Below are 20762 nucleotides of genomic sequence, written 5' to 3' on the forward strand. Positions count from 1 at the left end.
ATTTTGTCTCTTGCATACCAATACTTATACAAAAACCTATGCAAATAACCATAATTGCATAACTTCTATTGACAACAGTGCGGCAATCACCTCAAAATAAAATCTATACAAAAAACCTTAACAAAGGTTATACAAATGAATAATACCCAGCAAACTGCCACTCTCAAAATTGGCATCAGCGCTTGTCTTCTTGGTCAGCCGGTACGGTTTAACGGCGGCCACAAACAGTCACGTTTCTGCACCGATGTATTAAGCCAATACGCAGAGTTTGTGCCGGTCTGCCCGGAGGTCGCAATTGGTCTGGGTACCCCGAGAAAGCCTATTCGCCTGGTCAGTGACAACAGCCATGATACAACCGTACGTGCCTTGGCCAGTGCCGACGCAGAACAGGACGTCACTGAACCACTTAAACAGTATGCGCAGCAACAAGCCCTGGAGATGAACGATCTGAGTGGCTTTATTCTGATGCAAAAAAGTCCAAGTTGTGGCCTGTTTGGCGTCAAGCGCTATCTCACCAACGGCCACCCCGAAGGTACCACCACCGGCGTATTTGCACGGGAATTCCGGCGACGTCACCCGCTACTGCCTATGGAAGAAGCTGGAAGACTGAACGATGATGCCTTGCGAGAAAATTTTATGGTGCGGGTATTTGCCTATCAGGAATGGCAAACCTGCCGTGCAGCCGGTATGACGGCCACCAAACTGATCGATTTTCACAGTCGCTACAAATATCTGGTGATGGCCCACAGCCTGGTGCATTACAAGTCCATGGGAAAACTGCTGGCCGACCTGCACCATGCATCACTGGACGATATTGCCAACGAGTATTTCACCCAGTTAATGACGGCTCTGGCCACCCCCGCCAGCCGTAAAATGCACACCAATACCCTGATGCATTTGCAGGGCTACCTGAAACGTCTGATCACACCAGCAGACAAGGCGGAACTGACGGAAGTTATTCAACAATATCGCCAGGGCATTGTCCCTCTGGTGGTGCCCTTGATGTTGCTGAAGCATCACCTTAATCACGACAAAACAGTCAACGCTTACGCTCGCCAGCAGGTCTACCTCAATCCACATCCGTATGAAATGGGATTGAGGAACACCCTGTGAGCTCGTCGATTCCTCAGGGTAGCTACCCGATCCGGGAGTTTGCCCGTTGCACAGGGGTTAACCCGGCAACCTTGCGGGCCTGGGAGCGACGCTATGGCCTGATTCATCCCTTTCGTAGCGAACAAGGCCATCGCTTTTTCAGTGAAGAACACGTCCGTCATGTCCGGCGTATCCTCTATTGGCTGGAACAGGGCTACCCGATACGCCAGATCAGCTTGTTGCTGCTTGGCCATCATGAACATATCGAAGGACATGGCTCAGCTGGCAACCCGGATCACTGGCAGCAACAGCAACAAGGCGTGATCGACAGCCTGATGGCACTTGACCTCAAACGTCTCGATGCGCTCTGGTGCAAGGCATTCTCGACCTATCCGATTGCACTGTATTACCAGCATTGCCTGGCACCCCTGCGGCAGCAGTTACGTGCCGGTAGCAAGCTGGACGATCCCATGCTGCTACACACCATGGAATATCTGCTACAGCGCAAGCTGAACTGCCTGTTTTATCAGCAACAGCGCCGGGCCAGCAGCCCCACTCTGTTAATGGCGACCAATCACCCCAGCGGTGAACTGGACGTATTGGTACGAGCCTGCGCCATTGGGGCTGTCGGCCTCCGGGTCGAATACCTTGGTCCGAACCTCACCCCCAATGATCTATGCCTGGCCGCCTCCGTTCTGGAAGCCAGACAGATCTGGATTCATTTTATCGCGACCACGACCGACCAACAGACACGCTGGCAGCGCTACCTCTCTCACACCGAACGCAGCAACATTATTACCGGCACACCACCCAACCATGAGGGTGGCCGACCCAATATGCAGCGTTTACGAACGCCATTACCACGACAGATACAGCACTATGTACTGAACACCGGCAGGGCAACCAATGCATAACGACCACCCAATCCGCCATCTGGTCTGGTTTCGAACCGATCTGCGCGTACATGACAACCCGGCGCTGCACCATGCCATGAGAGCGGCCAGTAACGCCGATGAATCAGCATCCGTACTGGCGCTGTACTTCGTCACACCACGGCAATGGCAACAACACGGCCTCGGGCAACGTAAAATCCGCCTGATACAGAACGCGGTACATAACCTCAAACAATCACTGGCCAGGCTGGGTGTCGAACTGCTGGTATTACAGGCGGATACCTTCAGTCATAGCCTGCAGCAACTGCAACAGCTGGTAACTGAGCTGGATATTCGTCACGTCAGCTTCAACAACGAATACGAAGTTAACGAAAGCAACCGTGATCGCCACTGGGAGCGCTGGGCCAGGCAACACCAGATTTCGGTTCATCGTTTTCATGACCAGTGCCTGATTCCTCCCGGCGACCTGGCCACCAAAAGCGGCTCACCTTTCAAGGTCTACAGCCCGTTCCGCAAAGCCTGGCTAGCCCGGGCCGAAGGCGCGCAGCTTACCCCGCTGCCCTGCCCAGATGCCTTGCCAACACATACCCGCCCAAGTCTCTCACTGCGCCATGGGCTGGTTGACACTGATTGCTCCCCGGACGCTCTCTGGTTTGACGACGAAGCCAGTGCACATGATGCACTGGAGGACTTCCTGCAGCAGCAAGGCCGGCTTTACCACCAGCAACGAGACCTGCCAGCACTGGATGCCACCAGCCAATTATCCGTTGCCCTTGCACTCGGTTTGCTGTCGCCCCGTCAATGCCTGTTTGCTGCCAGTCAGATGAACAATGGCTTGCTGGCAGGAGGACAGGCCGGTCTGGACAGCTGGATCAACGAACTGACCTGGCGTGAGTTTTACCGCCATTTGCTGGTCGCCTTCCCCCGGCTGTGTCAACACAAGGCGTTCAAGGCAGACACAGAACAGCTGCCATGGCGCGATGCGGAGGCCGACTTCCAGGCCTGGTGCGAGGGCCGTACTGGCTATCCATTGGTGGATGCTGCCCAAAAACAATTACTCGCCAGCGGCTGGATGCATAACCGCTTGCGTATGGTCAGCGCCATGTTTCTGACCAAACACCTGCTGATCGACTGGCGTCGCGGCGAGGCTTTTTTTAATCGTCATCTGGTGGATGCGGATTTTGCCTCCAACAACGGTGGCTGGCAGTGGAGTGCTTCCACCGGTGCTGACGGGGTGCCTTATTTTCGTATTTTTAACCCCACCACCCAATCGCAACGGTTTGATGCCAGCGGCCAGTTCTTGGTGCGTTATTTACCGGAGCTGGCCGCACTGCCCGCCGCCCGCCGCCATCAGCCCAATACCCTCGAACGCCAGCAATGTGGTTACCCGGCAGCGATCGTCGACCACGCCTTTGCCCGTCAGCGTGCCCTGCAAGCTTTCAAGTCACTCAAGATCATGCAGACAGAAATGGAATGACGGAAGTGGTCAAAAGAGAACCACTCATGTCACAGATACTTCACTCACTAGCAGTAAGTTGATATTGATTAACGCTATTATTAGCTCCACCATCAATGTCATTGACCGCCCTATCAATGCACCTTCCATGGACACAGGACGCCGTCATGAAAGCGCTTTCTTCATCCCGACTTCTGCCATTCGTCGCGACAATGTTTGCCTCTCCTCTTGTGGTCGCGGCAACACAAGACGAATTCTCAGAGCCCTCTCTGGCTGATGATCCTGATATTGAGGTGGTCGAGGTACTGGGGGTCACCGAACCGATAACATCGGTCAGTCCGCGCAAATTGTTGCGCGTCCCGGGTGCGGGTAATGATCCACTGCAAGCCATCGAAAGCCTGCCCGGTGTTGTCTTCAGCGGTGGCCGGGAATCCGCCCCCGCAGTGCGTGGCTCGTCACCGGATGACAACGCTTATTACATCGATTTTTTCCCGGTTGGTTATATCTTTCATAGCGACTCGTCGAGCATTCTCAACGACAACGTCATTGATGGTTTTATTCTCGAAGCCGCCGCCTTCGGGCCAGAATACAATGGTTCGACCGCCGCGGTGATTGATGCCAGCTCACGTTCTCCGGATTTTGCCACTCCCCAGGCGGTCATCGATGTCAGCCTGCTCAAGGCCGGGCTTTTTATCGAACAGCCTATCAACAGTGAACAGGGCTTTTATTTATCGGGCCGGCAGAGCCTGTTCCAGTACTATATCGACGCCTTGCTGGACGATGAAGATTTCCAGTTTACGACCTTGCCCGAATATTACGACTATCAGGGCAAGTATGAATATCAGCCCAGTCTTACAGAAAGCCTGGTGGTTCAGGTCATTGGCTCACGGGACAAGGCTGGTCTCAAATTCGACGAAGATTCTGACGAGCTGGCGCAAGACCCGGGTCTGGAGGGTGGCATCAGCTCTGAACGCTACTTCAACAGCCAGGCGATTGTCTGGGACAAGTTTTATGGCAATGGCCTGCAACACCAGAGCGGCCTTTCCCAACTGGAGGAGAAATTCCAGCTCACTATCGGCCAGGGAAATTTTGTTGACGTCAAAACCAATGACTACATACTGCGCAGCCAGTTTTCCCAACCGCTAGGCATAAATCACTATTTACACTGGGGAGCTGAGCTGTCCGAATCCCACGCCTCTATCAAAGGCAGCTATTCCGGCCCACCCTGCGACGAGTACAACCCGGACTGCCGCCTTGTTGATGGCGAAGAAACGGTCACCCTCCATGAAAATATCGTTATCACCAGCGTCAACCTCAACGTTGCCGACAGCTGGCAAGCCACAGACAACTGGACCATAACCCCCGGCGTGCTGGTGGCTCAGGAAGACTATACTGACGAGCTGTTTATTGAACCCAAACTGAGCACTGAATGGCAGGTTGCTCCCGGCTGGAATCTGACAGCCGCCTATGGCCGCTACCACAACTTCCCCGACAACTTTGGCCAATACGCCAAAAACTTTGGTAATCCCGATCTCAAACTGGAAACGGCAACCCACTACGAAACCGGCATTGAACATGAGCTACGGGATGATCTGCTGATCCGCCTCGAAGGCTACTACAAAACCATGCAGCGGCTGGTAATTGCCCGGGCCAACCAGCAAACGGTTTACCCTGATCTGTCGGATGAGGAATATCTCGACCTGCCCCGTTACACCAACGATGCCAGTGGCGAGGCCTGGGGCATGGAACTGTTTATCAACAAGGACCTGAGTGAACAGTGGTACGGCTGGGCTTCCGTTGCCTGGTCCCGTACCCGCCGCACCAATGAGCTGACCAATGAAGATTTCCGCTACAGCTATGATCAGCCCTTAATCGTCAATCTGGTCGCCAGCTATGATTACAGCGATGTATTGTCCCTGGGCTTCAAATGGCGCTACCAATCCGGTCAACTGGTGACACCGATTATTGGGGCAGAACAAGACGCCAATGACCCGGAGCTATACAATCCGATTTATGGCGCACTGAACTCCGAACGTTTACCGGCTTATCACGCCCTGGATGTCCGGGCCGATCGCAACTTCTTTTACAGCCACTGGGAAATGACCCTGTACGGTGAAATTCTCAACCTGTATGGCCGTAATAATGTCACTGACTATCGCTACAAAAATGCTGATTACAGCGAGCGGGAAGACGTGACTGACTTGCCAACCATTGTTTCTCTGGGCGTCAAAATACGCCTATAGATAAGAACAATGTCTTAACATAACCAATAACGCATGGATATATACACCAAAATAAAGAACAATAGATATTTTTAATCTACCATTGTTCCAGGCTTTGTGGCACGGTAAGGCCCGAAATGCTACTTCAAACGTTATGTGTTCGAAGACCAACCGCCAATACCAGGAGAGCCTAATGCAGATTGGCAAGCGCGAAGAATTTGACCTCAATGAAATGGCGATTTTTGTCCATGTTGTGGACGCTGGCAGCTTCACCGGTGCCGCTAAAAATCTCGGACTGCCCAAGTCCACTGTCAGCCGCAAAATAACCCAACTCGAAGAGCGTCTTGGTGTGCGACTGATCCAGCGTACCACCCGCAGCTTGCGCCTGACGGATACCGGCAATGCCTATTATGGCCATTGCTCCCGTATCCTCAGTGAAATCGAAGAGGCCAATATCGCAGTTACCCAGATGCAGACCACACCAACCGGTACCCTGCGTATTACGGCACCGGTGCTGTTTGGCTCAACGGTATTATCCAGTCTGGTGGCCGAGTTTATGGATCAACATCCCCAGCTCACCATCGACCTGGTGCTGTCTGATCAACTGCTGGATCTGGTACAGGAAGGCATCGACGTGGCTTTCCGCATCGGGCAGCTGGAAGACTCTTCCCTGATTGGCCGTTATCTCGGCGATGTGCGCATGCTGTTATGCGCCAGCCCGGACTATCTGCAACGCTTCGGTACACCGAAACATCCGGATGACCTCGCCAATCACCGACTGATTTCAGCATCACGCTGGCTGCAATGGAATATGACCAGCCCGGAAGGCAAAGAGCTGACGGTACAGGTCAAACCCAAGTTACAGGCCAACGATTTTGCCTCACTGTATGCCCTGACCTTGTCCGGTAGCGGTATTACGCCGCTACCTGTGCTGATTGCAGCACCGGCCATTCAGTCTGGCGACCTGGTACCCATTTGCTGTAACTATCCGTTTGAAGCCAACCCGATCCATACCCTGTACCCGAGTAACCGCCATCTGTCTGCCAAGGTACGCAGCTTTGTTGACTTCGTGATTGATCACATTCGTCCGAACCCGCCCTGGGAAGTGGACATGCCACACGCCTCCAGGGAATGTGAAGTGCCCAAAGTGACCGAACACTAGATTCCGCTCTGAACTATTCCGCACCGCTCAACAAATCATCACCCACCAGAGCAATCATGCCCGGTGGGTGAATCTCCATCTGCCTGTTATAGCAGCAGCAGTTCCTTCGCCTTATTCAACGCCTGAGTGCGGTTTTTCACCCCCAGTTTGATATTGATCTTGCGGGCGTGGGTCTTGACGGTATGCAAGGAAATAAACAGCTGCGAAGCAATGTCCTGATTCGATAATCCCTCCGCAATCTTGCGTAACACATCGTGCTCCCGATCACTGAGCTGGACCCGTACCGGCTCGGTAATCGACGCTTCTGTTTCTCTGGCCGGAGCATACAACTCTGGCAGCCAGGCCTTGAAGCTCATACTGATACCTTCTTGCCGCAACTGGTGCCCGACCTGATTAAAAATATGCTGACTTTCAGCAATCTGATTACGGCCACGTAACGCCGCGGCACGAATCAGCTGAATCAACATCATGATCATTGGGCTGGAGTTACAACGCAGCCATTCATCCACTTCCGCCAGACACTCATTAAAACGGCCACAGACCAGATACAACCTGGCCTGGGTCGCGGCAGCAAAATCCGGTAATAACGGAAACACATCCGGTCGTGACAGCTGCGCTACCGGCTGCCCATCCAGCAGTTCAACCAGACAGCCCTGGGCCCGATGGTGCTTGCCCTGGGAGATCCAGACATTCGCCTTTACCAGAATCAGCCAAAGATAAGTATCAGACTCAACCCCCCAGCCATGCATCAACCGTTCAACCTCATCCAGCATACCCAGAGCCCGGTGATACTCACCGTCAGCGGCGGCCATCATCGCCTGCAAACCATAGCCATAACACACAATGACATCCGCACCTTCGCGACAATAACGACTGCCCTGCTGCAACAACTCGGGCAGGGTCTCGGTTTCGCGACGAGTCACCCACAATAAAAAAGCCCGGTAGACCATCAGTCGCCCCATCGGCACAACCGGGATACGTCCGGGCTTGTCCCGTAGCAGCTGAATGCTGGCATCGACGATATCGAGGCTGAACTCCAGATGTCCCCGGTGCAGCTCGATACGCGCCTGATCAAACATGGCCAGGGCTTCCAGTGCCCAGACGCCATGCTGTCGCGCCAGTTGCATCGCCTGCCGGTTCCAGGCACGGGCATTGTCGAGGTCGGTCTCACCCAGACTCAAATACGTCAACGTACTGCACATCAGAAAACGGCTGCTGTAACGATCGCCCGGCAACCCGGCCAGCGCTTTTTTACACAAGTTCATCGCACTTTTGTGCTGTCCTTTCAGTCGCGCCTGATACCCTTGCAACGCCGCCAGGTCGGCCTCATTCAGCAACTGCCGGTGGATCAGCTGGCGCAGCATCGCGTCGGCCCGGCGCTGGCGGTGACTGACCAGCCAGGCCCAACAGGCCAACTGCATCAGCCGTGGCGACCGATTCAGCACCTGCTCCCCTGCCAGCTCACACCAATCAATCAGACCGGCAATATCCAGACTGGCCATCAATGCCTCGGCCTGGGATTCCATCCACGGCGCCAACTCTGCCACCATCGCCGTTTTCTGCGCGTGTTCCAGCGCCCGTACCGGCTGCTGATGCTCGCCGTACCAATAAAAGGCCTGTCGATGCCATTGTTCACGCTGCACTTCCGTGACCGTGGCAGCCACCAGCCGCTGGAACGGTGCCGCAATCGATACCCAGCCACTTTGCTCCAGAGGCTGCAAAAAACCATTCCGTACCAGCTCTTTAATCCCGGCACTGGCATCCTGATGATTCAATCGCCGCAACAAATCCTCACAGCCCTGTTCCAGCACCGACAGCTGCTGTAACAGCAAACGGCACTCTGCCGACTGCTCGGCGACCACGTCACTGAGCCAATAGTCCTGCAACTCAAAAACCCCCAGGCCTGGGGCCATTACATCCAGCGTGGCATAGGCACGGACACAGGCCAGCCAGATACTCATCGCTGCCGGCCAACCGGCCAACCGGCGATCCAGCAGTGCCCGTTCCTCCGGAGCCAGCTGCAGCCCATGCTGTTCCAGCCAGCGCTGTTGCTGTTGCCTGGTAAAGCTGAGCTGATGCATACCAACGGCCAACATGGATGGGTGCTGGAACACGGCGCAGGCACCTCGGGGAGCGCGACGGGTCGCCAATGCAAGGAAACAAGACTCAGGAGCCCGCCGGATCAGAAGCTGAACCAGTTGCCAGCCAGTGTCATCAAGGTTCTGCAGGTTATCGATACACAGGCACAGCGGCCGGTCGATCAGCGCCAACCAATTGAGCAGAATGGATTCCAACTGCTCGACAGCGAAGGTCGGAGGTTCCTCCAGAGGCCAGCAACGCCGCGCCAGCGCCATCGCTTCTGCCGACCCATCACCGGCCAATAATGCCTGCAGCAACAAGGCGGCATCATCCGTCACTTCACAATTGAACCAGAGGACATTCAGCCCTTGCCCCTGCCAGCGCTGATACCACTCCAGCAGATATTGCGTCTTGCCAAAACCCGCCGGGGCATGAATCCACACCAATCCTGGTGCCGCCATATCCAGCGCATAATCGAGACGTTTGATAGATGGAGACAAGGACAAGGGAGGACGTCGCCGGGCCAGTAACAGCGGAGACGCAAGAATGTCCACTAACGGTGCAAGTGATGTGTTATCGGAATAGTGTTCAGAAGCTGACATAACGGACTGCTGTGACCATTTGCAGCATTATGGCGAGTTTTGTCGACGTACAGCAACCGCCGTCAACGGCAATGCAAACCATCGCGCCACGTTTGATAACGTGGGCCAACGCTCTCCAGCGACAGCAACAGCCATGCAGACGAGCAACAACGCAAGCACGTCATGGCGAATGGCGGCAAGCACAACCGGTGCGAAGCCGGGCGGCTTCGCACTCGTAACGATCAGGACTCTGCCGCTGCTTCGTCAAGCAGAGCTTTTAATTCGCCCTTTTCAAACATCTCGGTGATGATATCGCAACCACCGACCAACTCACCCTTAACCCACAACTGGGGAAAGGTTGGCCAATTGGCATACTTGGGCAAATTGGTGCGAATTTCCGGGTTGGACAGAATATCGACATACGCGAACTTCTGGCCACACTCCATCACGGCCTGCACTGTGCGAGCCGAGAAGCCACACATGGGCTGATTGGGTGAACCCTTCATGTACAGCAGAATATCGTTGCTTGCGATCTGGTCTTTGATGACTTCCATAATATCCATGGTGACAAATCTCTCATCAGGTGAATAAGGTGAATAAACAGCGGCCAGATTACCACAATCCTGACTAATCCCGACAGCCGCACTTGGGTTTTAGCGTCCAGCCACTGGCACAGTGGCGGTACCGTAACCACCACCACCCGGTGTATGAATCGCCAAGGTATCGTTCTCTTGCAACTCCAGTCGGGCACAACCGGCAACAGGCAATACCGATAGCGGTTCTCCGGCGGCGGTACGACCGCGCATCACCAGATTGACTCCGCAACGACCGGCATCCCCCCCCTGAATCCCGAAAGGGGCTACCTGGCGGCGGCCACTGATAATATTGGCGGTCATCGGTTCGAGAAAACGGATATGCCGCTCAACGCCCATGCCGCCCGGGTATTGGCCAGCGCCACCCGAGCCACGGCGTAAATGAAAGTGATCCAGCACCACCGGGTAACGTTGCTCCAGCACTTCCGGGTCGGTCAGCCGTGAGTTGGTCATATGACTGTGCACAGCGCTGGCACCGTCTCCCGAAGCACTGCCACCGGCGCCACCACACAAGGTTTCGTAATATTGGTAACGTTTGTTACCAAAGGTCAGATTGTTATTGGTGCCCTGACAGGCCGCCATCAGCTGCAGTGCGCCCATCAAGGTATCAACCAGATACTGGGCGGTTTCGACATTGCCGGAGACCACTGCCGCCGGATAGCAAGGGGCAATAATCGATGCCTCCGGTACTCGAATGGTTAACGCCCGGAACAGGCCAGCGTTCAGCGGAATCGGCCGAGCCACCAGCACCCGGAATACATACAACACGGCAGCTCGGACCACGGATGTGGGCGCGTTAAAGTTGCCCGGATGCATGGCCTGGTCCGGCCGATAACCGGTGCCGGTAAAGTCAATCAGGGCACTGCGCGCCTGCTGATCAACCTTGATCGTTACTGCAAAGCGGGTGCCATCATCCATCTGCTGCTCGAACTGCCCCGATGGCAGCTGGGCCAAACACGCTCTCAGAGTATCTTCGGCGTTGTCGAGCACATGGCCCATGTATTGATGTACCCGTTCCCGACCATAACGCTGACAAAGACGCGCCAGCTCTCGGGCACCGGTTTCACAAGCCGCCAGCTGGGCCTTCAGGTCGGCCATATTCTGCGCTGGGTTACGCGCCGGGTAACGGCCGTTCGTCAGCACATCCAGCATTGAATCCGTCTGCAATACTCCGTGTCGCATCAGCAACAGGTTATCGATCAGTACACCTTCTTCCTCAATATGCTGGCTATTGGCGGGCATCGATCCTGGGGTTATGCCACCAATATCAGCATGATGACCACGAGCCGCCACAAAAAAATCCGCCATTCCGGAACGGTTACCGTCAATAAAAACCGGTTTGACGACGGTGATATCTGGTAGATGTGTGCCTCCTTCATAGGGCGAATTCAGCACGAAGGCATCCCCCGCTTCCATTTCCGGGTGGCGACGGACGACGGCCAGCACGCTGTCACTCATGGAGCCAAGGTGCACCGGAATATGAGGCGCATTGGCGATCAGTTCAGCATGACGGTCAAAGATGGCGCAGGAGAAATCCAGCCGTTCCTTGATATTGACGCTGCTGGCGGTTTTTTCCAGCACCAGCCCCATCTGCTCTGCGGCGGCCATAAACAGGTTATTAAAGACTTCCAGTTGTACCGGATCCGCCCTGGATGGTTCCGGGTCAGGCAGTGCCATATCCGATAGCGGCACGGATAGGAGCGCCTGTTTCTGCACGGTATCCGGCATCTTTTCCAGTACCAGTGCACCGCTGGCGATCATCTTGCACACCCAGCCCGGCTCAACGATCAACGTGCTGTTACTGTCGGTCAAGAGCAGTGGCCCGGCAGCACAAAAGCCATCGGGCAAACGGGCGCGGGGATAGACAGTGACCGACTGCCGACCATCAGCAAAGACCATGTCGATGGTGGCCAATGGCTCGGGAGTGGCCCTGGCTGTCGGCAGCAACCGGGGTAATGGCTCACCGGGCTGAATACGTTCCAGCTGAATGGCGTCACAGATCAAGGCCTGATCCGCAGCCGCAAACCCGAACAGTTGCCGGTGTCGGGCAGTAAATTCGGCGGTCATCTTGTCTGGCGTAGCCAGCGTTACCAACAAGGGCGTATCGGCACCCTGGTAACGCAGATAAGCACGCCACTGATCCGTCACCCCGGCAGAATCCGGTAACGCTTGTCGGGCTTGATCGCTCAATTGCTGACAAACCCGTTCACGAACGGTGTCCATCTCGGCCAGTACCACTTCGACCGGCTGTTCTCCCAGCCAACGCTGATCCGCAACACCAATACCATAAGCGGACAATACCCCAGCCATCGGGTGCAGGTAGACCTGTGTCACGCCCATTGCCTCTGCCACCTGACAGGCGTGTTGGGCGCCGGCACCACCAAAGGCAACCAAGGCGTAGTCCCGTACATCATAGCCGCGCTGTACCGAGATTTTTTTGGCGGCACTGGCCATATTATCGACGGCGATGGCCAGAAAACCCTGCGCCAGTGATTCTGCGGTCTGCACTTGCCCGGTCTGCTGACTCACTTCAAGTGCCAACTGTTGAAACTGTTGCCGGACGCTGTCCACATCCAGGGGTAAATCCTGATTCGGCCCAAACAAACTGGGAAAATACTGTGGCTGGATACGCCCCAGCAAAACATTGCAATCGGTGACGGTTAACGGCCCACCATTACGATAACAAGCCGGCCCCGGATTGGCACCGGCAGACTCCGGTCCGACCTGTAACCGACCGTCAGCAAACTTGACGATGGAACCACCACCAGCCGCCACAGTATGAATATTCATCATCGGCACCCGCAAACCGACACCGGCAATACGGGTGCTGGTCTCGCGCTCCAGCTCACCGGCAAAATGGCTGACATCCGTTGAGGTGCCACCCATATCAAAGCCGAGCAGGCGCTCAAATCCATCGGCACTGGCGGTACGTACCATGCCCACCACACCACCGGCCGGACCAGACAAAACGGCATCCTTGCCGGATAACAAGGCCGCCGCTGCCAGGCCACCATTCGACTGCATCAATGACAATGTCGCATCCGGGCAAATCGCCTGCAGCTGCTGTTCAACATGTATCAGATAACGCTGTAATACCGGCGTCAGATAGGCATTTGCCAGAGTGGTTTCGCCTCGGGCGACCAGTTTGATCAGTGGGCTGACCTGATGGGATAGGGAGATTTGTTCAAAGCCCAGCGCCAGCGCCAGTTCCGCCAGTGCCAGTTCATGCTGCGGGTATTTGTAAGCGTGCATCAGCACCACGGCGACCGCACGAATACCGTTGTCCCTGGCTTCCTGCAGTTGCACACGGGCAGCGTCCAGGTCCAGCGGCCAGTCAACCTGACCACTGGCCAATATCCGCTCTGGCACTTCGTACACCGCCTGATACAACGGCTCGGGTTGTTCGATGGCAACGGCAAACAGATCCGGGCGGGTTTGATAGCCAATCTGCAACTGGTCGCGCAGGCCACGACTGATGAACAACGCCACCGCCGCCCCCTTGCGCTCCAGCAGTGCATTGGTGGCGACCGTAGTACCCATTTTTACTTGACCAATAAGACGCCCCTGGTCTGGATAAAGCGCCAATAACTGACGAATGCCTTCAATCGCGGCATCGTCATAATGATCCGGATTTTCAGACAGCAATTTGTGCGTCACCAGTTGACCGTCCGGGCGTAACGCCACCAGATCGGTAAAGGTGCCACCACGATCAACCCAGAATTGCCAACGACGGGCAGAGGAACATAAGGCAGAAGAATCAATGGGAGAATGTGTCATGGCGAGGTCACTGGTCTGTCGGGCAGACCAGTCTAGCAGAGCAGCCAGCGGGCGAGAAAATCTTCGCATAACCCGGCATCCGGTTATGCGAAGTCGGACTGCTGTTAATAATCAGGGCATATGGGTCACATACGCTGCCAGGTCTTTTAATTGCTGCTCGGTCAGATTCTGGACCACACCAATCATTGGCGATGTTTTCCGATCCACATTCTTGTTCTTGAAGTTCAGCAGGGTTGTTTCCAGAAACTCATAAGGCTGGCCTGCAATCCGGGGATAGTCACGGGAACCATGACCCGATTTTCCATGACAGACATAGCACACCGCCTCAAACAGCGCCTTGCCCTCAGGGGAAGACGCAACCGGTGCCTCTCTTTCCATAACCGGGCGATTGGCAAAGTACAGCGCGATCGCGACCCGATCCGAATCGCTGATCTGCCCGGCCAGCTTGCTCATCACATAGTCCTTGCGCTCGCCGCTGGCGAAGTGCTCAAACTGGGTAAACAGGTAAGACGGATTCTGGCTGGCCAGATTGGGAATATATGTCCGGGTACTATTGCCATCCTTGCCGTGACAGGAAAAGCACAAGGTACCGCGATATTCTCCCTGCTGAATAGCAGCTTTCAGTGCTACCGGGTCTTGTTGGATACGAGCCATATCGGCCAACAATTCGTCAACAGTCTCCGCCTGCACAGAGACGGACAACAGCCCCAACGACAGGAGCAAACACAGTACAGGTTGGATGATATTTTTCATTGCCATAACAGTCCCAGTGATGATCCGATAAAATACCGATCCGGCTGCGTTGCTCCAACCCCTGAATGGGCTGTTTTGCCAGTTTGTCGGACAGCTACTGACCTGAGTCAACAGGCCTATTGGAGCACGGTCGTTCAGAATACGTCGAACGCGACATTGTCACGCATTGTCCTCTGGCCCAATCAACAGACTCCGCGGTTCAGTCGGTGTTCGCGCCGGGCGCATTCGGTTAAACTCCCTTTCCTACTTTCCCAATCACGTACCCGACGTCAAAACCAACATGATGCAAGAGACTTACGCTCCCCACGACATTGAACCCGCTGTCCAGCAACAGTGGCAAGAAAATCAGGTATTCCGCGCAGTGGCCGATGCCAGCAAAGAAAAATTCTACTGCCTGTCAATGTTCCCCTACCCCAGCGGCCGACTGCACATGGGCCATGTCCGTAACTACACCATCGGTGACGTCATCTCCCGCTACCAGCGCATGCTAGGCAAGAATGTGATGCAACCAATGGGTTGGGACGCCTTTGGTCTGCCTGCAGAAAATGCCGCCATCAAACACCAGGTCGCGCCAGGCAAGTGGACCAAAGAAAATATCGCCTACATGAAAAACCAGCTGAAATCGCTGGGTTTTGGTTACGACTGGGAACGTGAAATTGCCACTTGTGACCCGGATTACTACCACTGGGAACAATGGTTTTTCACCCAGTTAATTGAAAAAGACCTGGCGTACAAAAAAGTATCCGCGGTCAACTGGTGCCCTCACGACCAGACCGTACTGGCAAACGAACAGGTGATCAGCGGTTGCTGCTGGCGTTGTGACACCCCGGTTGAGCGCAAGGAAATTCCACAGTGGTTTATCCGCATCACCGCCTACGCAGAAGAACTGTTGGCCGATCTCGACCAGCTGGATGGCTGGCCGGATCAGGTCAAAGCCATGCAACGCAACTGGATTGGCAAATCCCGTGGCGTACAGCTGACGTTTGGTCTGCAAGGCCGGGACGATGAGCTGGAAGTGTATACCACCCGTCCGGACACCCTGATGGGTGTCAGTTATCTTGCCGTAGCTGCAGGCCATCCGTTGGCACGTGAAGCCGCGGCCCACAATCCGGAGCTGGCAGCCTTTATTGAAGCCTGCAATAAAGCCGGTACCGCCGAAGCCGACGTCGCCACCAAGGACAAACAGGGTCTGAAAACCGGTTTCAGTGCCATCCATCCCCTGACCGGCCAAACGGTCGACATCTGGGTCGCCAACTTTGTCCTGATGGAATTTGGCACCGGCGCGGTTATGGCCGTTCCTGCCCATGATCAGCGCGACTTTGAATTTGCCACCCAATACGGCATTGATATCAAACAGGTGATTGCCGCCAACGAGGGCGATGCAATCGACCTCAGTCAGGCTGCCTATACCGAAAAAGGCACCCTGATCAATTCCGGTGAATTTGATGGCCTCAACTTCGAACAGGCGTTCGATGCCATCGCCGCCAAACTGGCCGAGCTTGGCAAAGGCACAGTCACCACCAATTATCGCCTGCGTGACTGGGGTGTCAGCCGCCAGCGTTATTGGGGTTCGCCCATTCCGATCATCCGTACCGAAAACGGCGAATCAGTGCCAGCACCGGCTTCCATGTTGCCCGTGATCCTGCCTACCGATGTGGTGATGGATGGTGTGAACTCTCCCATCAAGAATAATCCGGCATTCGAAAACATCGAGTTCAACGGTGCTCCTGCTTTCCGTGAAACCGATACCTTCGACACCTTTATGGAGTCGTCCTGGTACTACGCCCGCTACTGCTCGCCCAAGGCCGACCAGATGCTTGACCCGACCGAAGCCAACTACTGGTTACCGGTAGACCAATACGTCGGTGGTATCGAACATGCCATTTTGCATTTGTTGTACGCCCGCTTCTTCCACAAACTGCTGCGTGATGCCGGCCTGGTTGATAGCGATGAGCCTTTCAAAAGCCTGCTCTGCCAGGGCATGGTTCTGGCGGACGCCTATTACTACACCAACCCCAATGGCGGCAAGGAATGGGTCAATCCGCTGGAAGTCACCGTTGAGCGTGATGAAAAAGGCCGCATGATCGCCGCCAAACGCACCGCCGACGGGCTGGAATTACAACATTCCGGCATGAGCAAGATGTCCAAGTCCAAAAACAACGGCGTCGACCCACAAGAAGCCATCAACCAATACGGTGCCGATACCGTCCGCCTCTATACCATGTTTGCAGCGCCCCCGGAGCAAACACTGGAATGGTCAGACTCCGGCGTCCAGGGTTCCCAGAAATTCCTTCAGCGGGTATGGCGTCTGGCCTACGAGCTGCAACAGCTCGACCCGGTCGAAGTGGCAGCCGTTACCTTGAGCAAGTCCGACAAGGACGCTCGTCGCAAGCTGCACGAAACCATTGCCAAGGTGTCCGATGACATTGGTCGCCGTTACAACTTCAATACTGGCATTGCGGCCATCATGGAGTTGATGAAGACCCTGACCAAACTCGACCTTGCGGTTGAGTCCAGCCGTGCTGTGGCTGCCGAAGCCATGGACGCAGTGATTCGTATGCTCAGCCCGATGGCGCCGCATATTACCCAGGCACTCTGGGTTGCCTTCGGCAACGAAGGACTGGTGATTGATGCCAGCTGGCCAGTGGTTGATGAATCCGCACTGGTTGCCGATACCATTCAGGTCGTTGTGCAGGTAAACGGTAAGTTACGCGCCAAACTGGATGTCAGTGCCACAATCGGCAAGGATGAATTGCAGGCTCAGGCCATGGCTGACGAAGCAGTCCAGAAGCAGCTGGAAGGCAAAACGGTACGTAAGGTGATTGTTGTACCCGGCAAGCTGGTCAATATCGTCGCGAACTGAACAGGCACACTATCTTGAGCTATTTTCGTCGGCCATACAGCCTCCTGCCGTTGCTACTGACCTTGCTGGTCAGTGGTTGCGGCTGGCAACTGCGCGGGGCTTACCAGCCTCCCGCAGACACCACCGTCCTGATGTTGCAGAGCCAGGCCAGCAATCTGTTTAACCAGCGCCTGCAACAGGCATTGGAAAATCAGGGCTGGCTATTGGTCAGTCATGGTGACAGCGCCCAGGCCGTGCTGGACATCCAATCCTTCACGATCAGTCGCCGCACCCTGACGATTAACAGTGAAGGCCAGGTGGCGGAATACCAACTGGAAGCCGAACTTCAGGGACGGCTGGTCACCTCGACCGATGCTGCCGACCCCATCACACTGTCAACCCAATCCTGGTTTGACAATGACGTCACCCGGGTGATTGCCACCGATCTGGAAGAAGACGCCACTCGTGAACGCCTCACCGAGCGTATGGTGGAGTTATTGCTGATCCGTCTTCAGCACATTCGGAGCGACTCTTGAAGCTGCATAGCAACCAGCTACTCGCACATCTGGGCAAGCCCTTGCTACCGGTGTATCTGGTATCTGGTGACGAACCCTTGCTGGTGATGGAAGCCTGCGACCAGATTCGCGCCGCCGCCCGGCAGCAAGGTTTTGAGGAGCGTCAGCTTTTTCATGCAGAAGCCGGGTTCGACTGGAGTCAACTCCGGGATGAAGCCGATGCCATGTCGTTGTTTGCCAGTCGCCGAATATTGGAAATCCGGATTCCCAATGGCAAACCCAGCGATAAGGGCGATACCCTCAAAGCCTTGTTACAACGACCCAATCCTGACAACCTGCTGCTGATTATCTGCCCACGTCTCGACAGCAAGTCACAAAACACCGCCTGGCACAAAGCCGTCGACAAGCACGGCGCGCTGGTGCAAATCTGGCCGATTGAACGCAACCAGTACGCTGGCTGGCTACGCCATCGCCTGCAGCAAGCCGGCTTGCAGGCCGACCCGACCGCGATCGCATTGCTGGCCCACCAGACCGAAGGCAACCTGCTGGCTGCGGTACAAGAGATAGAAAAGCTGCGCATGAGTGGTGCGAGCCGTATCACAGAAGACTTGTTGCTGGACGCACTGGGAGACAATGCCCGCTTCACGGCGTTTGGCTTTGCTGATGCCTGCCTTGATGGCAGTGTCCAGGATGCCAGCCGGATTCTGTCGCATTTGCGCGCCGAGGGGGTTGAAGTGCTCTCCATTCTCGGAGCCTTGACCCATAAAATTCGCCAGTTGCTCACCCTCTCTGGCAAGACCGGCCAAGCCCTGGCAGAAGCGTTCAAGCAAGCACGGGTCTGGCCACGGCAACAGGGCAGCTACAAGACAGCACTCACCCGACTGACGCGGCAAGAGCTACAGCAAGCACTGATCATCGCCGCCAAAGTGGATGCTGCTGCCAAAGGCCAGGGGGGCAATGCCTGGTTGCTGATGAGTGAACTGACACTTTTGGTCACTTCGACCCAACTATTTTGTCCTCCCCGTTTGGGACAGAGTTAACAGCACACCCTCCGACCAACGCACAGTTTCCCGCTATTCAAGCTGCCATACTGATGTTCGTTGGGAGTTGACAAGACGTTGTCAGAAATAAAGGCCGTCGACAAATGCTCACTCTGGCTTGATCACTGACAATTTTTGTCCACAAAATACAAAATGCGGCATATTAGTCTGCCCCGTTACCGAAAAATCTAGTAACGTTGGGCCCATACGTTAAACTGCATATTACTCGTAAGGTATACAGGATGAATTCTGTGAAACAACAACGTAACGCGGACCTGGTGTGGGATCTTCAAAAAATCCACCAGCACAAGCGGGCCGTCAATTTTGTCAAACAGTTCGAGAACCACTTCTGTGTGTTCTCTTCTTCCGTGCGTCAGCTTTATACCAACTACAATGTCTTCTTCCCTGAAGAAGCGCATCGCCAGCTGGTGATCCTGCCGGATCCTTATGCATTCCACGATACGTTTAACCACCTGAATCCAACCGCGGTACAATCCACCGGCTTGCACGTGATTCCCGGCAACCTGATTGGCAAAAGTGGTTTGTATCTGATTATTTCTCACCGGGATAAAAACGTACGCTCAGTCCCTATTCCTTTCCAGGAAGGCATTCGACAGATTCTGCGGCGTTCCAATAGCGAAGATCCGTTCTTGCCAGTACTGATGAAAGGCGATCTGCGCGAGTTTAACGATCAGCTGCCTTGTCTCCATCTGCACCGCCTGCGGCTGAATGAATTACAATCCCTGTCATCTCTCGATCGCGAAAGTATCCGCACGGTTATCACCGACAAGCTGATGACGCTGTATCAGGAATCCAGTGCCCTGAATCTGTCATAAGTCTGATGTGATTGAGTCAGGAGACATAAAAAAACAGGCCCACTGGCCTGTTTTTTTATGTCTGACAGCCACCGCATTCCTGCGATATATCATGCTGCCCGATAATAACGCCGTACCAGACGCCCCAACCCGGTTCGCCATGGCTTGCGCTTGATCCCGAAGGTGTGGAACAGTCGTGCAACATCGCCGTTTGGAGTCCAGATAGCGGGCGATATTCCATCGCTGTGTTCTATCAAGCGAGCACAAGACAAGTCTTCAAACTGCCCGGCTTCAGCCAGCAGGGCTTCGGCAAAGGCGTAGGATGTCACCGGCTCGACACCACAAAAATGGTACGTCCCCCACAACTCATCGCTACAGTCCGCTTGCTTCAGCATCGCCAGTAATACACTGGCAATATCATCATCCGGTGTCGGGCTGAAGGTACGCTGATCATCAACTTCAATCTGACCACTGTCGCGGATACGGGTCAGCAAGGCATGAGCAAAGTCCCCGGCCTGTACCGAAAACGTCTGGCCCACCCGTAAGATCAAGTGTCGGCGACATTGGCGGATTCGTTGCTCCACTTCTTGCAGGAGCATACCCAACTCAGACGAACTGTACTGCTCGTCTGACTCTGAAAACCGATGCGAATCGTCGGCGGCAAACAATGCCAGTGACGATACCAGCACCACCGGCGCATCATGCTTGTCTGCCAGATCGACCCAGGCCAGCACCTCGCTCAGATCACCGGGATGATACAGCGACGGCACCAGCACAAAAAACGGCTGGCCAGTCGACTGCACCGACAGGCGCTCCTGCCGTTCAATCGCCAGGCCCTTGTAAACATAGTTTTCTGCTGCCAGCGCCCTGGTCAGACACTGACCAATCGAGCGGTCTGCACCAATCACATAGCTGTAAAAAGGATTTACCGACAAACCTGTG

At 55.0% G+C, this 20762-nt stretch carries 14 protein-coding genes; 9 read left to right on the plus strand and 5 right to left on the minus strand.

What is annotated here, in order from left to right; genetic code table 11:
- Window positions 1-135: 135 nt before the first annotated feature.
- The 5 genes from Q8W22_RS04155 (at window position 136) to Q8W22_RS04175 (ending at window position 6825) form a co-directional block, all read left to right on the plus strand.
- On the plus strand, window positions 136-1113 hold the full coding sequence (locus Q8W22_RS04155) for a DUF523 and DUF1722 domain-containing protein (protein WP_305451686.1): 978 nt from the start codon (window positions 136-138) through the stop codon (window positions 1111-1113).
- A complete protein-coding gene (locus tag Q8W22_RS04160) occupies window positions 1110-2006 on the plus strand; it encodes a MerR family transcriptional regulator (RefSeq protein WP_305451687.1) in 897 nt (298 codons plus the stop codon). The genes Q8W22_RS04155 and Q8W22_RS04160 overlap by 4 nt, the downstream gene beginning before the upstream one ends.
- Window positions 1999-3462, plus strand: a complete 1464-nt coding sequence (gene phrB, locus Q8W22_RS04165; RefSeq protein ID WP_305451688.1) for a deoxyribodipyrimidine photo-lyase — start codon at window positions 1999-2001, stop codon at window positions 3460-3462. Before Q8W22_RS04160 ends, phrB begins: the two co-directional genes overlap by 8 nt.
- 146 nt (window positions 3463-3608) lie before the next feature.
- Window positions 3609-5684 carry a TonB-dependent siderophore receptor gene (locus tag Q8W22_RS04170; RefSeq protein ID WP_305451689.1) on the plus strand — a complete coding sequence of 692 codons (2076 nt, stop codon included), beginning with the start codon at window positions 3609-3611 and terminating at the stop codon, window positions 5682-5684.
- Window positions 5685-5856: 172 nt separating this feature from the next.
- Window positions 5857-6825 (plus strand): LysR family transcriptional regulator, encoded by a 969-nt coding sequence (locus tag Q8W22_RS04175; protein ID WP_303432103.1) that lies wholly within the window; start codon window positions 5857-5859, stop codon window positions 6823-6825.
- An 86-nt stretch (window positions 6826-6911) separates the two neighbouring features.
- Here Q8W22_RS04175 and Q8W22_RS04180 read toward each other — a convergent pair whose 3' ends face one another.
- The 4 genes from Q8W22_RS04180 to Q8W22_RS04195 all read right to left on the minus strand — a co-directional run bounded on the left by Q8W22_RS04180 (window position 6912) and on the right by Q8W22_RS04195 (window position 14608).
- On the minus strand, window positions 6912-9506 hold the full coding sequence (locus Q8W22_RS04180) for a LuxR C-terminal-related transcriptional regulator (RefSeq protein WP_305451690.1): 2595 nt from the start codon (window positions 9504-9506) through the stop codon (window positions 6912-6914).
- 221 nt (window positions 9507-9727) lie between these two features.
- Window positions 9728-10048, minus strand: a complete 321-nt coding sequence (grxD, locus tag Q8W22_RS04185; protein WP_303432107.1) for a Grx4 family monothiol glutaredoxin — start codon at window positions 10046-10048, stop codon at window positions 9728-9730.
- A 90-nt stretch (window positions 10049-10138) separates the two neighbouring features.
- A complete protein-coding gene (locus Q8W22_RS04190; protein WP_305451691.1) occupies window positions 10139-13924 on the minus strand; it encodes a hydantoinase B/oxoprolinase family protein in 3786 nt (1261 codons plus the stop codon).
- Window positions 13925-13966: 42 nt separating this feature from the next.
- Window positions 13967-14608, minus strand: a complete 642-nt coding sequence (locus Q8W22_RS04195; RefSeq protein ID WP_303432113.1) for a c-type cytochrome — start codon at window positions 14606-14608, stop codon at window positions 13967-13969.
- Window positions 14609-14891: 283 nt separating this feature from the next.
- Here Q8W22_RS04195 and leuS point away from each other — a divergent pair, with 283 nt between their 5' ends.
- The 4 genes from leuS to Q8W22_RS04215 all read left to right on the plus strand — a co-directional run bounded on the left by leuS (window position 14892) and on the right by Q8W22_RS04215 (window position 19841).
- Window positions 14892-17471 carry a leucine--tRNA ligase gene (leuS, locus tag Q8W22_RS04200; protein ID WP_305451741.1) on the plus strand — a complete coding sequence of 860 codons (2580 nt, stop codon included), beginning with the start codon at window positions 14892-14894 and terminating at the stop codon, window positions 17469-17471.
- Between the two features lie 14 nt (window positions 17472-17485).
- A complete protein-coding gene (lptE, locus tag Q8W22_RS04205) occupies window positions 17486-17986 on the plus strand; it encodes an LPS assembly lipoprotein LptE (RefSeq protein ID WP_303432114.1) in 501 nt (166 codons plus the stop codon).
- Window positions 17983-19005 (plus strand): DNA polymerase III subunit delta, encoded by a 1023-nt coding sequence (holA, locus tag Q8W22_RS04210; protein WP_305451692.1) that lies wholly within the window; start codon window positions 17983-17985, stop codon window positions 19003-19005. Before lptE ends, holA begins: the two co-directional genes overlap by 4 nt.
- 242 nt (window positions 19006-19247) lie before the next feature.
- The gene (locus Q8W22_RS04215; protein WP_303432118.1) at window positions 19248-19841 is read left to right on the plus strand and encodes a hypothetical protein; all 594 of its coding nucleotides are present in this window, start codon (window positions 19248-19250) and stop codon (window positions 19839-19841) included.
- Window positions 19842-19930: 89 nt separating this feature from the next.
- Here the strand turns inward: Q8W22_RS04215 and Q8W22_RS04220 are convergent, their stop codons facing one another.
- Window positions 19931-20755, minus strand: a complete 825-nt coding sequence (locus Q8W22_RS04220) for a sugar nucleotide-binding protein (protein WP_303432120.1) — start codon at window positions 20753-20755, stop codon at window positions 19931-19933.
- Between the last annotated feature and the right edge of the window lie 7 nt (window positions 20756-20762).

The sequence above is a fragment of the Oceanobacter sp. 1_MG-2023 genome (assembly GCF_030689025.1).
Classification (GTDB): Bacteria; Pseudomonadota; Gammaproteobacteria; order Pseudomonadales; family Oceanobacteraceae; genus Oceanobacter.

Bases quoted from the DNA above. Each gene is read 5' to 3' on its own strand.
- grxD (WP_303432107.1), bottom strand. From the start codon at position 10,048: ATGGATATTATGGAAGTCATCAAAGACCAGATCGCAAGCAACGATATT.
- Q8W22_RS04180 (WP_305451690.1), bottom strand. From the start codon at position 9,506: ATGTCAGCTTCTGAACACTATTCCGATAACACATCACTTGCACCGTTA.
- Q8W22_RS04190 (WP_305451691.1), bottom strand. From the start codon at position 13,924: ATGCGAAGATTTTCTCGCCCGCTGGCTGCTCTGCTAGACTGGTCTGCC.
- phrB (WP_305451688.1), top strand. From the start codon at position 1,999: ATGCATAACGACCACCCAATCCGCCATCTGGTCTGGTTTCGAACCGAT.
- leuS (WP_305451741.1), top strand. From the start codon at position 14,892: ATGCAAGAGACTTACGCTCCCCACGACATTGAACCCGCTGTCCAGCAA.
- Q8W22_RS04175 (WP_303432103.1), top strand. From the start codon at position 5,857: ATGCAGATTGGCAAGCGCGAAGAATTTGACCTCAATGAAATGGCGATT.
- Q8W22_RS04215 (WP_303432118.1), top strand. From the start codon at position 19,248: ATGAATTCTGTGAAACAACAACGTAACGCGGACCTGGTGTGGGATCTT.
- Q8W22_RS04195 (WP_303432113.1), bottom strand. From the start codon at position 14,608: ATGAAAAATATCATCCAACCTGTACTGTGTTTGCTCCTGTCGTTGGGG.
- Q8W22_RS04155 (WP_305451686.1), top strand. From the start codon at position 136: ATGAATAATACCCAGCAAACTGCCACTCTCAAAATTGGCATCAGCGCT.
- Q8W22_RS04170 (WP_305451689.1), top strand. From the start codon at position 3,609: ATGAAAGCGCTTTCTTCATCCCGACTTCTGCCATTCGTCGCGACAATG.